Annotated in this window: 11 protein-coding genes; 3 read left to right on the top strand and 8 right to left on the bottom strand. The window is 61.6% G+C overall.

What is annotated here, in order from left to right:
* Positions 1-138: 138 nt before the first annotated feature.
* The gene (gene scpA, locus AC2FM5_RS03865) at positions 139-2,304 is read right to left on the bottom strand and encodes a methylmalonyl-CoA mutase (protein WP_496734036.1); all 2,166 of its coding nucleotides are present in this window, start codon (positions 2,302-2,304) and stop codon (positions 139-141) included.
* A 144-nt stretch (positions 2,305-2,448) separates the two neighbouring features.
* Between scpA and AC2FM5_RS03860 the strand changes: the two genes are divergently transcribed.
* Positions 2,449-2,895, top strand: coding sequence for a DUF4174 domain-containing protein (locus AC2FM5_RS03860; RefSeq protein ID WP_170390971.1), 447 nt, complete (start codon positions 2,449-2,451; stop codon positions 2,893-2,895).
* Positions 2,896-3,010: 115 nt separating this feature from the next.
* Here the strand turns inward: AC2FM5_RS03860 and AC2FM5_RS03855 are convergent, their stop codons facing one another.
* The 5 genes from AC2FM5_RS03855 to AC2FM5_RS03835 all read right to left on the bottom strand — a co-directional run bounded on the left by AC2FM5_RS03855 (position 3,011) and on the right by AC2FM5_RS03835 (position 8,432).
* Entirely contained in the window at positions 3,011-5,056 is a 2,046-nt protein-coding gene (locus tag AC2FM5_RS03855; RefSeq protein WP_496734022.1) for an ATP-binding protein, read from the bottom strand.
* Between the two features lie 117 nt (positions 5,057-5,173).
* Positions 5,174-5,377, bottom strand: a complete 204-nt coding sequence (locus tag AC2FM5_RS03850; protein ID WP_093964781.1) for a hypothetical protein — start codon at positions 5,375-5,377, stop codon at positions 5,174-5,176.
* A gap of 485 nt (positions 5,378-5,862) precedes the next feature.
* Complete coding sequence (locus tag AC2FM5_RS03845) at positions 5,863-6,216, bottom strand: hypothetical protein (protein WP_170340793.1); 354 nt, start codon at positions 6,214-6,216, stop codon at positions 5,863-5,865.
* A gap of 127 nt (positions 6,217-6,343) precedes the next feature.
* Positions 6,344-6,829 (bottom strand): DUF6497 family protein, encoded by a 486-nt coding sequence (locus AC2FM5_RS03840; protein ID WP_170404581.1) that lies wholly within the window; start codon positions 6,827-6,829, stop codon positions 6,344-6,346.
* Between the two features lie 70 nt (positions 6,830-6,899).
* Positions 6,900-8,432, bottom strand: a complete 1,533-nt coding sequence (locus AC2FM5_RS03835; RefSeq protein WP_170340194.1) for an acyl-CoA carboxylase subunit beta — start codon at positions 8,430-8,432, stop codon at positions 6,900-6,902.
* 172 nt (positions 8,433-8,604) lie between these two features.
* Between AC2FM5_RS03835 and AC2FM5_RS03830 the strand changes: the two genes are divergently transcribed.
* Positions 8,605-9,810 (top strand): multidrug effflux MFS transporter, encoded by a 1,206-nt coding sequence (locus tag AC2FM5_RS03830; protein WP_170369477.1) that lies wholly within the window; start codon positions 8,605-8,607, stop codon positions 9,808-9,810.
* Positions 9,811-9,875: 65 nt separating this feature from the next.
* Complete coding sequence (locus AC2FM5_RS03825; RefSeq protein WP_093964777.1) at positions 9,876-11,276, top strand: helix-turn-helix domain-containing protein; 1,401 nt, start codon at positions 9,876-9,878, stop codon at positions 11,274-11,276.
* Positions 11,277-11,322: 46 nt separating this feature from the next.
* Here the strand turns inward: AC2FM5_RS03825 and AC2FM5_RS03820 are convergent, their stop codons facing one another.
* Together AC2FM5_RS03820 and betA are read right to left on the bottom strand one after the other, a co-directional pair.
* Positions 11,323-11,562, bottom strand: a complete 240-nt coding sequence (locus AC2FM5_RS03820; RefSeq protein ID WP_093964776.1) for an HP1242/YdcH family protein — start codon at positions 11,560-11,562, stop codon at positions 11,323-11,325.
* Positions 11,563-11,689: 127 nt separating this feature from the next.
* A complete protein-coding gene (gene betA / locus AC2FM5_RS03815; RefSeq protein WP_496734010.1) occupies positions 11,690-13,348 on the bottom strand; it encodes a choline dehydrogenase in 1,659 nt (552 codons plus the stop codon).
* Positions 13,349-13,374 lie beyond the last annotated feature (26 nt).

Below are 13,374 nucleotides of genomic sequence, written 5' to 3'. Positions count from 1 at the left end.
CCAAAACCGACCCCATGCCATCGGATACCATGAAAAGCCTGACTTGGGCACTTCGTCTGACACCAAACATCCCAGCGGGCGATGCCCGAGGTCGCAGGCATCGCGAAAAAGGGGCCAGAAAGCCCCCAAAGTCACAGTTCAGGCGCGCGCCTCGCGGATCAGGCGCAGAATGTCCTGCGCCGCCTCGGGGATGTTGGTCCCCGGCCCGAAGATGGCCTTGACCCCGTGATCATACAGGAACTGATAATCCTGCTGGGGGATGACGCCACCACAAATCACGATGATATCCTCGGCGCCCGCCTTCTTCAGTTCTTCCACCAATTGCGGTGCCAGCGTCTTGTGGCCCGCCGCCTGGCTGGAAATGCCAACCACATGCACGTCATTGTCGATCGCGTCCTGCGCGGCTTCGGCCGGGGTCTGGAACAGCGGCCCCACGTCCACGTCGAAACCGATATCGGCGAAGGCGGTGGCGATCACCTTGGCCCCGCGGTCGTGACCGTCCTGGCCCATCTTGACCACCAGAAGACGCGGGCGGCGGCCTTCTTCCTCGGCGAATTCCTCGATCGATTTCTGGATGGCGGCAAAGCCCTCGTCACCTTCATAGGCCGCGCCATAGACACCAGCCAGCGTTTTCACTTCGGCCCGATGACGGCCGAATTCCTTTTCCAATGCCATGCTGATCTCTCCTACGGTTGCGCGGGCACGCGCGGCCTCGACCGCGGCTTCCAGCAGGTTGCCCCCCTCTTTCGCGCGCCGGGTCAGTTCGTCCAACGCAGCCTGACAGGCGGCCTCGTCCCGGGTCGCGCGGATGCGTTCCAGCCGGGCGATCTGCGCCTCGCGGACGGCCTGGTTGTCGACCTCGAGGATCTCGATCGGGTCTTCCTTGTCTTTGCGGTACTTGTTGACGCCGACGATTACTTCTTCGCCACGGTCGATCATGGCCTGACGGCGCGCGGCGCTTTCCTCGATCCGCAGCTTGGGCATGCCGCTGGCAACCGCCTTGGTCATGCCGCCCATCTCCTCGACCTCTTCCATCAGGGCCCAGGCTTTTTCGACCAGTTCATTGGTCAGGCTTTCCACATAGTAGGAGCCGGCCAACGGATCGACCACATCGGTAACGCCGGTTTCCTCCTGCAACACCAACTGTGTATTCCGCGCAATTCGGGCCGAGAAATCGGTGGGCAGAGCAATCGCTTCGTCCAGCGCGTTGGTATGCAGCGACTGCGTGCCCCCCAACACCGCGCTCATCGCCTCATATGCGGTGCGGATCACGTTGTTGTACGGGTCTTGCTCCTGCAGCGAAACGCCCGAGGTCTGGCAATGGGTGCGCAGCATCTTCGAGCGGTCCGACTTGGCCCCGAATTCGGTCATCACCCGGTGCCACAGAGTACGCGCGGCGCGCAGCTTGGCGATCTCCATGAAAAAGTTCATGCCGATGGCAAAGAAGAACGACAGACGGCCAGCGAACTTGTCCACGTCCATTCCCGCGTCGATGGCTGCACGCACATATTCGCGCCCATCGGCCAGGGTATAGGCCAGCTCCTGCACCAGGTTCGCCCCGGCCTCCTGCATGTGGTAGCCCGAGATCGAGATCGAGTTGAACTTGGGCATCTCGTTCGAGGTGTACTCGATGATGTCCGAGATGATCCGCATCGAGGGCTCGGGCGGGTAGATATAGGTGTTGCGCACCATGAACTCTTTCAGAATGTCATTCTGAATGGTGCCCGCCAGAACCGACTTGTCATGGCCCTGCTCTTCGCCGGTGACGATGAAATTGGCCAGGATCGGGATCACCGCGCCGTTCATCGTCATCGAAACCGAGACCTGATCCAGCGGAATGCCATCGAACAGGATCTTCATGTCCTCGACGCTGTCGATGGCAACACCGGCCTTGCCCACATCACCCACCACGCGCGGGTGGTCGCTGTCATAGCCGCGGTGCGTGGCCAAATCGAAAGCTACCGAAACGCCCTGCTGACCGGCCGCGAGGTTGCGGCGGTAAAAGGCATTCGATTCTTCGGCCGTGGAAAAACCTGCATATTGGCGGATGGTCCACGGGCGGCCCGCATACATGGTTGCCTTCACACCGCGTGTGAACGGCCCGAAGCCGGGCAGCGACCCGATATGCGGCAGGTTCTCGATGTCGTCCTGCGTATAAAGCGGCTTGACCTCGATCCCCTCCAGCGTCGTCTTGCTGAGGTCTTCGACAGGGCGCCCACGCAACTCTTTTTCGGCCAGGGCGCGCCAATCCTTCGTATCGGTCATAGCGTAATCCTCTTGTCTGTTCCCGTCGCGGGCCCGAATGGCGCGCCGAGGGGCTGGGTATGAATATGGAAGGGCTGACCCGGCCCACGGCAGGTCCGATCATTCAAATTTTTGATCGTCGCACGCATTTCGCCGGTCGCATTCGCGGCAACTGGGTCTATATTCAAAGGAACAGGAGACCACATGACCCGCACGCTTGCCCTTGTTTTGTCAGCTTTTTTGCCTGTGACTGCCGTCGCCGCCGACGGTGCGGCCCCGGATGAAACCGCGTATATCCGGCCAGCCGGAGACAGCGATCTGAACGAGTTTCTGTGGACACACCGCCCCATAGTGGTGTTCGCCGATACGCCAGCCGATCCCCGGTTCCAGCAGCAGATCGACATGTTGCTGGAGGGCGAAGACATGATGCGTGACCGGGATGTCATCGTGCTGACCGACACCGACCCTTCGGCGCGATCCCCGATCCGGAGGCAACTGCGCCCGCGCGGGTTCGCGATGGTCTTCGTCGACAAGGACGGTGTGGTGAAGCTGCGCAAGCCCACGCCGTGGAGCGTGCGCGAGATCAGCCGGTCCATCGACAAGACCCCCCTGCGCGAACGCGAAGTCCGCGAGCGGCGCGAGGGGCGCTGACGACCCAGACCCGCCCGGCGCAAGGGGTCTGCCACGCCCGCCTCATCCGCACCGACGGTGCAGATCTCGGCAACACGGGCAAAACCCACATTTTCCGGGCAAGCGCACATGGGCGTTATTCGAACTCCATGATCACGTCATCGACGGCGAGGCTGTCGCCCGGACCGGCGTTGATCTTGGACACCACGCCCCGGCGCTCGGCGCGCAGGATGTTCTCCATCTTCATCGCCTCGACCGTGCACAGCGCCTGACCTTCCTGCACCTCTTGGCCGACCTCGACATCGATCTTCACGATCAGGCCCGGCATCGGGCACAGCAGCATCTTCGAGGTGTCTGGCGGCAGTTTCTCGGGCATCAGCTTGGCCAGTTCGGCAGCGCGCGGCCGGCGCACATGCACCTTCAGGTCCGCCCCCCGGTTGCGGATGCGGAACCCGCCCGAGATCTTGCCCACCTTCAGCACGAGCGGGCTGCCGTCCACGTCCAGAACCGCAAGTTGGTCGCCGGGAGTCCAGTCCGAGCTGACGCGTAGGGCGGCACCGCCCTCGAACTTGACCGTGGCGCCGTCGCGGTCTGCATTCACCTGCACGGCATATTCCTGCCCCTGCAGCGTGACCACCCAGCGCTTGCCGACTTTGCGTTCGTGGTTGTCCATCCGGCCCGAAACGCGGGTGCGGCGGATCTCGGCCACCCGGTGCATCGCCGCGCACGAGGCCGCAATGCGGCGCAGGTCGCCTTCGGGCAGTTCTACACCGTTGAACCCATCGGGGTATTCCTCGGCGATGAATGCGGTGGTCATGTCACCACTGACGAATTTGGGGTGATCCATCACCGCCGACAGGAACGGCAGGTTGTGGCCGATGCCTTCGACCTCGAAACTGTCCAGCGCCACGCGCATCGCCTCGATCGCCTGCTCGCGGGTCGGCGCCCAGGTGCACAGCTTGGCGATCATCGGGTCATAGTACATGCTGATCTCGCCGCCCTCATAGACGCCGGTATCGTTGCGCACGGCTGTCTCGCCACTGGGCGCATCGCCCTGCCATTTGCCGTTTTCCAGTAGCGGCCCCGCGGCCACCTCCTGCGGCGGACGATAGCGAGTCAGCCGCCCGATCGAGGGCAGGAAGTTGCGATAAGGATCCTCGGCATACAGCCGGTTCTCGATCGCCCAGCCGGTCAGCTTGACGTCATCCGGGGTGATCGACAGCGGCTCGCCCGCGGCGACGCGGATCATCTGTTCGACCAGATCGACACCGGTGATCAGCTCGGTCACCGGGTGTTCCACCTGCAGGCGGGTGTTCATTTCCAGGAAGTAGAAATTCTTGTCGCCATCCACGATGAATTCCACCGTGCCCGCGCTGGCATAGCCCACGGCCTTGGCCAGCGCCACGGCCTGCTCGCCCATCGCGCGGCGGGTCGCCTCATCCAGGAAGGGCGACGGGGCCTCTTCCACCACTTTCTGGTTGCGGCGCTGGATCGAGCATTCCCGCTCGCCCAGGTAGATGCCGTTGCCATGGGTGTCGCACAGAACCTGAATCTCGATGTGGCGCGGTTGCGTCACGAATTTCTCGATGAAGATCCGGTCATCCCCGAACGAATTTGCCGCCTCGTTCTTCGAGCTTTGAAAACCCTCGCGCGCCTCCTCGTCGTTCCAGGCGATGCGCATTCCCTTGCCGCCGCCGCCGGCGCTGGCCTTGATCATCACCGGATAGCCGATCTGCTGGCTGATCTTCACCGCCTCGTCCGCATCCTCGATCAGGCCCATGTATCCGGGAACGGTGCTGACATCGGCCTCCTGCGCGATCTTCTTCGAGGTGATCTTGTCACCCATGGCCTCGATCGCCCCTTTCGGGGGGCCCACGAACACGACGCCTTCGGCCTCGAGCGCTTCGGCGAATTTCGCGTTTTCGGACAGGAAGCCATAGCCGGGATGCACCGCCTGCGCGCCGGTCTGGCGGATGGCGTCCATCACCTTGTCGATCACGATATAGGACTGGTTCGCCGGCGGCGGGCCGATGTGTACCGCTTCGTCGGCCATTTCCACATGCAACGCGTGCTTGTCGGCATCCGAGTAGATGGCGACAGTGCCGATACCCATCTTACGCGCGGTCTTGATGACCCGGCAGGCAATCTCGCCTCGGTTGGCGATCAGGATCTTGTTGAACATGGAACGTCCTCTGTCTTTGTGTTCTGGACAAACGAAAACGCCGTTGCCGGGCTGATGCCCTGCAACGGCGTTCCGTCAAATGATGGCCGGGACGACGCGCGCCCCGGAAAACCGGTATCAGTTACAGTTGTTTTGCGTCTTGCAATACAGCACGTTGCCGGCTGCACCGACCGCAGCGCCAAGGATCGGGTCCGCGCTGAGAACCGCAGCTCCGACAGCCCCGACACCGCCGCCAAGCAGCGCCTGTTCCCCGGTTGAATCACCGCAGGCTGCCAACCCGCCACAGGTTGCGAGCGCAAGGAAGACTCGTGAAATTCGCATGTATACTGCCCCTTTTGGTTTCTTGTCGAATTGAACAGCAAATGCCTGAATCGGGCTTTGTTATTCAATATCAAACGGGTTGAAACAGGGCTTTGCGCAGGTTTTTGCCGCCTTGGGTCCGCAGTTCGGGCAAAGAAAAGCGCGGGCAGGTCTGTGTTGGAAACACGGTCCTGCCCGCGGAAGGAAGGGGTACGGAATAGTAGGTGCATGTGCGGCGCAGGCAAAGTCGAGCCGCACGGCCCGTTCACATTGCACAGCAAAAATGCGGCCGCCAACGGATCAATTGCACGGCCGGAAATTCCGGCTGGAAATTGCCCATTCCCGGAAACGGCGCGCAGGTTCGTGCCGAAAGAGCCCGGTTTGCAACGGGTTCTGGCACAGACTTCAGCCATCACTGGGCGCCGACTGGACCGCATACCCGGTCGCCGCCGGATCGCGCTCCAAGCAGATGAACCCCTGATATTTGGCTGAAGGCTCATGCCGAACTATGCCTCCCCACCGAAGATATCGGGGAAGGATTGCCGCGCAGTCTCAAAGTCGATCTTCAGCAACGCATCATAGCTGGCCGGATCGAACGGATCCTCGGCAGGCACGACCTCGCGCCCAAACAGCCAGCTGAGGCGGCCAGCGTCCAGATTTCCGCGTTCAAACGGCTGATCTCCGAAATGCTCCCACAAAGCTTCGAGGAATGCCGTATCGGCACGCTTGTCCGCGGCTTTTCGGTCCCGATAGCGTTCACGACGGGTCAATGGCGTCACGCCCTTGGGGTTTGCCCGGCGGATCGTGAACTGGAAATCGGTTCCCGGCAGCCGTCCGGGGAAACCACGGTGCTTCAACATGCCGGCACCTCGTTCAAAAAACCGGTCCGCGACGGGCACCCGCGCAGGGATGAATGTGTCATGCGTATCTCCAAAGCCGCATCAGTTTCTCGGAATGCTCCGACGACATGAGATCGGGAAATCATGTTCAGAGTCCCTCCCAGATACATGCGGATTGCTCCAACCGGTAGGCTTCAAAATACTGCGTCGCATCCGGAGACGAGTTGCCGAATTCCACCGGGCGGTCGGACAGCGAGATCACGACCCGCGCCGGGCTGAGTTGATGGTGCGCGACATAAGGAATGGCCAGTGTCTGACACAGATGCTCCATGTCGGTCGCGGCCACGTCATAGCCGATACCGCCCACCTCATCGCCAATCTTGGGCGCGACAAATCGAAACCGCAGCCAGAGTTCGCCCGGGTTGGTATCGACCAGAACGTCCTCAAGTGTCACCGGCTGGCCGGATGGAACCGGCAACAGGTTCCCGTCCTGCGCGATACCGGGCGATCCAAAACACATGAAAGCCAGAACAAGAGCGCGACCCCGGACCTGCCACAGGCAGGCTCCTCCTTCCGGGGTCGCAGGCGCCAGGATCATCTCCTGCGCTATTCCGTATCTGGTGGCTGGGATCATGAAACGGTTTTGTGTCAGCGGTCAATCGGGAACATTCGTGGATCGAACCGGGGCAAAGCGCCCCGGCGGATTACAGCGGAATGTTGTCGTGTTTCTTCCAAGGGTTCTTCAGCTGCTTGTTGCGCAGGCTGGCAAAGGCCCGCGACACACGGCGGCGCGTCGAGTGCGGCATGATCACCTCGTCGATGAAGCCGCGTTCGGCCGCGACAAACGGGTTGGCGAACCGATCCTCATAGTCCTGAGTGTGCTTCGCGATCTTGTCCGGGTCTCCCAGATCGGCGCGGTGGATGATTTCGGTTGCACCCTTCGCGCCCATCACCGCGATTTCGGCGGTGGGCCAGGCATAGTTGAAATCACCGCGCAGGTGTTTTGACGCCATGACGTCATAGGCACCGCCGTAAGCCTTGCGGGTGATCACGGTCACCTTGGGCACAGTCGCTTCGCCATAGGCAAACAACAGTTTCGCGCCATGTTTGATGACACCGCCATATTCCTGGCTGGTGCCGGGCAAAAAGCCGGGAACGTCCACCAGGGTCAGGATCGGAATCTCAAAACAGTCGCAGAACCGTACAAACCGTGCGGCCTTGCGGCTGCTGTCAATATCCAGACACCCCGCCAGAACCATCGGCTGGTTTGCCACCACGCCGACGGTCTGCCCCTCAAGCCGAATGAAGCCAGTGATGATGTTTTTCGCGAAATCCTCCTGGATTTCATAGAAATCACCCTCATCAGCTACCTTGGTGATCAGTTCCTTCATGTCGTAGGGGGTGTTGGGGTTTTCCGGGACCAGCGTGTCCAGAGAAGTCTCGATCCGCCCCGGCTCGTCAAAAAACGGGCGCACAGGCGGCTTTTCCCGGTTGTTGAGCGGCAGGAAGTCGACCAGCCGCCGCACTTCGGCCAGCGCTTCGACATCGTTTTCGAAAGCGCCATCAGCCACACTGGACTTCTTGGTATGGGTCGACGCCCCGCCCAGTTCCTCGGCGGTGACGACCTCGTTGGTGACGGTCTTCACCACGTCGGGGCCAGTCACGAACATGTACGAGGTGTCTTTGACCATGAAGATGAAGTCGGTCATCGCCGGGCTGTAGACCGCGCCACCGGCACAGGGACCCATGATCACCGAGATCTGCGGCACCACACCCGAGGCCATGATGTTGCGCTGGAACACCTCGGCATAGCCCGCCAGCGAGGCGACACCTTCCTGGATTCGCGCCCCTCCCGAGTCGTTGATGCCGATTACAGGCGCGCCGTTCTGCATGGCCATATCCATGATCTTGCAGATCTTCTGCGCATGCGTTTCCGACAGAGACCCGCCAAACACCGTAAAGTCCTGGCTGAACACATAGACCATGCGGCCATTGATCGTACCCCAGCCGGTCACAACGCCATCCCCGGCAGGTTTTTGTTTTTCCATGCCGAAATCGGTGCAGCGATGGGTCACGAACATGTCGAACTCTTCAAAGCTGCCCTCATCGACCAGCAGCTCGATCCGCTCGCGCGCCGTCAGCTTGCCCCGCGCATGCTGCGCATCGATCCGTTTTTGCCCGCCACCCAGGCGCGCGTCCTCACGGCGGTTCTCAAGCTCGGCAAGGATGTCCTTCATCACGATTTTCCCCTGTCAAATTTGTGGCGACAATATAGATTGCTCCGCATCACCCAAAGGCCTTTTCGGCAAATTTGCAAATTTTTGGCAATTACATTTCTGGGAATTGCAAATCAGTTAATGTTTGTGCATCGGCATGGCCTTTCCCGAATAGCGGAATTATGAGTGAACCATGCAGTTCAGTTCCACGTCTACGCACCGCTCTCCGCCCAAGCTGCTAACGCTTGTCCTGCTGTCGGGATTGTCGGCGCTCAGCATGAACCTGTTCCTTCCCAGCCTGCCTTTCATGGCGGTGTACTTTGAGGCCGACTACAAGGTGATGCAGCTGTCGATTGCGTTGTATCTTCTGATCAACGCCGTTCTGCAGATCCTGATCGGTCCGATCGCTGACAAGGCCGGGCGGCGGCCGGTGCTGCTGTGGGGGCTGGTGCTGTTTCTGCTGGCAACGTTGGGGTGCATCTACGCCCCCAACGTCGAGACATTTCTTGCCTTCCGCATGGGGCAGGCCGTTATCGTCGTGGGGATCGTCCTCAGCCGTGCAGCGGTGCGCGACATGTATGACCAGGATCAGGCCGCATCCATGATCGGTTACGTCACTATGGGCATGGCCGTCGTGCCGATGATCGGACCCGCCATCGGGGGTATTCTGGAGGAAAGTTTTGGCTGGAAGGCCAATTTCTGGCTGCCTTTCGGACTGGCCGCCTTCGCGCTGGCGCTGACCTATCATGACTTCGGAGAAACCTCGGCCAAGAGCGGCAAAACCCTGATCCAACAGTTTCGGGAGTATCCCGAACTGCTGACCTCTCCGCGGTTCTGGGGGTATTCGCTGTCATCCGCGTTGTCGTCTGGCGCGTTCTTCGCCTATCTGGGCGGCGCGCCTTTCATCGGCACCGAGATCTTTGGCCTGACCGCCGCCGAAGTCGGAATCTATTTCGGCGCCCCTGCCGTCGGTTACTTCTTCGGGAACTTCATCAGCGGCCGGTACTCGGTACGCTATGGCGTGAACCGGATGGTGCGCTGGGGCTGCTGGCTGAACGCAATCGGCGTCGCGTTGTCGGCGGTTCTGTTTCTGGCGGGTTGGGGCTCGGCGCTCAGCTTTTTCGGGTTCATGACATTCGTCGGCCTGGGCAACGGCATGTCGATCCCGAATGCAACCGCCGGATCGCTGTCCGTGCGGCCACATCTGGCTGCGACCGCATCCGGGCTAAGCGGCGCGATCATGCTGGGCGGCGGCGCAGCTCTCAGCGCCCTGGCCGGTGCGATGCTGACCAATGAAACCGGCGCCATGCCGCTGTTGTGGTTGATGTTGGCCACATCGGTTCTGGCCATCGTCGCGATCAGCAGCGTGATCTGGCGGGAACGTCAACTCGGCATCTAGCCATCTTGCACCCGGGACTTTGCAAAGTTAGCCTGCGCGGGCGGAATAACTGCAAAGAAAACCCGATGGCCACTCAGAAACTCTACGCAGGTGCAAAGCTGCGCGAAATGCGGACGCGTCTGACGCTGACGCAAAAGGAATTTGCCGCCAAGCTGGGTGTTTCCCTGCCCTATCTGAACCAGATGGAGAACAACAACCGGCCGATCTCGACCACGGTTGTTCTGGCGCTGGCGCAGGAATTCGGCATGGATGTAACCGAGCTGAGCACCGGCGACAGCGAGCGTCTGGTCTCGGACATGCGCGAGGCGTTGGCCGATCCTGTCTTCGCGGATGCCATCCCCCCTCTGGCGGACCTGCGGCTAACGGCGTCCAATGCCCCCGCATTGGCGCGGTCCTTCATCGAGCTGCACAAAGCTTACCGGCAGACCCACGAGAGGCTCGCCTCGCTGGACGAGGCCCTCGGACGCGAGGATGCCCGCATTCAGGCCAGCCCGTGGGAAGAGGTGCGCGATTTCTTTCACTACTGCGACAACTACATCGACGCGGTCGATCGGGCCGCTGAACGGTTCGCCGCCCGCGCCGAAGGACCGGGAGGCATTCGGCAGGCAGCACTGGACAGCCTGAAGGAACGCGGGGTTCAGGTGATGTTCGAAGACATTCCCGCCCTGCGCAGCTATGACAACGCTACAAAAACTCTGCGCCTGTCCTCGCGCGCTGCGCCGCAGACCCAGGTCTTTCAACTGCTGCTGCAGGTCGCACTGATCAGCCAGGACAAATTGCTCGAAGCCACGCTGGACTTTGCCAAGTTTCAAAGCGACGAAGCCCGCTCGATCGCCAAGATCGGCCTCGCAAACTATTTCGCCGGCGCGTCGCTGATGCCCTACACCGCCTTTCTGTCAGCGGCCCAGGAGGACCGGCATGATCTTGAATTGCTGAGCAACCGGTTCGGCGCGTCGATCGAGCAGGTTGCCCACCGCTTGTCCACGCTGCAGCGACCGGGCGCCAAGGGCATCCCGTTCTTCTTTGTTCGGGTCGATCAGGCGGGCACGATCACCAAACGCCATTCGGCCACGCGGCTGCAATTTGCGCGGTTCGGCGGGGCCTGCCCACTTTGGAACGTCCACCGGGCCTTCGAAACGCCCGGTCATTTCCTGCTCCAATTGGCGGAAACACCCGACGGGGTTCGGTATATCTCGATCGCGCGGGACGTGTCGAAATCGGGCGGCTCCTTCGGTGCGCCAGTGCGCCGTTATGCCATCGCCCTCGGGTGTGAGGTCCGGCACGCCGAGGCACTGGTCTATGCCGACAATCTGGATATCAACAACACCAGCGCCTACGAGCCGATCGGGATTTCCTGCCGCATCTGCGAACGCCAGACCTGCCACCAACGGTCCGTCCCACCGCTGGAGCGCCGACTGAAGATCGACGCCCACACGCGCGGCACGCTGCCCTACGAAGTTACCTGAGCCGACAAACGGAAAAGGGCAGGATCAGTTCCCGCCCTTTTTTGGTTCACGCTTTGCTCAGGATCGACCAGATCTGATCCTTGAGCGCGGCCCGCTTTTTGCGCAGTTCGCCCTCGGCCAAGTCTTCCATCGGCTCAACATTGGTTTCCGCCCGATGCACCATACGGTTGAGTTCGTGATATTCGTCCGCAAGCCGGGCGAAATGGGCATCGGTCTGCTTGAGCTGGCTCATCAGTTCAACCTTGTCCGGGAATTCCTCGGCCAGTTCATGCGGGGTATGGGACATTCCTGCTCGCTCCTTGAGTTTGGTTTCGCACTACAGCTAGACCCTAATACCAAAGCTGACTTTGACTCGGATCAATTGGAAGGGGAATGTTTCCCTCGCGGTCGCATCCCCCTTCACGACAATACCTTCAACGCTGCGCCTCGGCCCATTTGGGGTGGATCCACGGCCGGTCATTGGACCGGGGCAGCGGGTCCTTGCCCAGCAAATGATCCGACATCTTTTCACCCACCATGATCGACGGCGCGTTCAGGTTGCCGTTGGTGATCTGCGGGAACACCGAGCTGTCCGCCACGCGCAGCCCATCCACCCCGATGACACGGCCCTGCGGGTCGACAACCGCGTTTGGGTCGTCCGCCCGCCCCATGCGGCAGGTGCCGCAGGGGTGATAGGCGCTCTCGGCATGTTCGGCGATGAAAGCGTTCAGTTCTTCGTCGGTCTGCACGTCCGCACCGGGCTGGATCTCTTTGCCCGCATAGGGTTTGAACGCGTCCTGGCCGAAAATCTCGCGGGTCAGGCGGATGCAGGTGCGGAAATCCTCCCAGTCCCGCTCGGTGCTCATGTAGTTGAAGTGGATCACCGGCGCGTCCTCGGGCTTGGCCGAGCGCAGCGTCACCGCCCCGCGCGAGGGTGAACGCATCGGCCCGACATGCGCCTGGAAGCCATGCCCCTCGGCTGCGGCCTTGCCGTCATAACGCACGGCGATGGGCAGGAAGTGGTACTGGATATCCGGGTACTCGACCCCCGGCTTCGACCGGATGAACGCCGCGCTTTCAAATTGGTTCGACGCGCCAAGACCGGTCTTGGTGAACAGCCACTGCGCCCCGATCAGGCCCTTGCCGAAAAGGTTCCAGTATTTGTACAGCGTGATCGGCTGCAGCGAGGCCTGCTGGATATACAGTTCCAGGTGATCCTGCAGGTTCGCGCCCACGCCGGGCCGGTCGGCGACCACGTCGATGCCGTGCTCGGCCAGATGCGCGGCCGGTCCGATCCCCGACAACATCAGAAGCTTGGGCGAGTTGATCGACGAGGCCGCCAGCACCACCTCGCGCCGGGCGCGCACGATCTGCGTGCGGCCACCGCGGATCAGTTCAACCCCGGTTGCGCGGCCGCCCTCGATCACGACGCGCGTGGCGAGGCCCCGGACGATGTCACAGTTTGGCCGTTTCAGCGCGGGCTTCAGATAGGCATTGGCCGCCGACCAGCGCCGCCCTTTCCAGACGGTCTGCTCCATCGGGCCGAAGCCTTCCTGTTTCTCGCCGTTGTAGTCGTCGGTCAGCTCGTACCCCGCCTGCCGCCCGGCCTCGACGAAGGCCTTGAACAGAGGGTTCTTGCGCGGCCCTCGCGACACATGCAGCGGGCCGTCGGTTCCGCGCCATTTCGGGTCACCGCCATGGCCACCGTCGTGCCAGCTTTCCATCCGTTTGAAATAAGGCAGAACATCCGCAAAGGACCAGCCATCCGCGCCCATATCGGCCCAGGTGTCAAAGTCGCGCGCATGGCCGCGCACATAGACCATCCCATTGATCGAGGACGACCCCCCGATCACCTTGCCACGCGGGCAGGCCAGCCGTCGGTTGTTCAGGTGGGGTTCGGGCTCGGACTGATAACCCCAGTCATAGATCGGCATGTTCATCGGATAACTCAGCGCCGCCGGCATCTGGATGAACGGCCCGGCATCGGTGCCGCCGTGCTCGATCACCAAAACCGAGGCCCCTGCCTCGCTGAGACGATAGGCCATCGCACATCCGGCGGATCCGGCGCCGACGATGACGAAATCTGCTTCCATGGTCGTGTCTCCATTGGCCCCAACCG

Source organism: Ruegeria sp. BHSA162 (assembly GCF_059613385.1).
The sequence above is the reverse complement of the archived record's forward strand: the minus strand, read 5'-3'. Positions and strand labels throughout refer to the sequence as shown.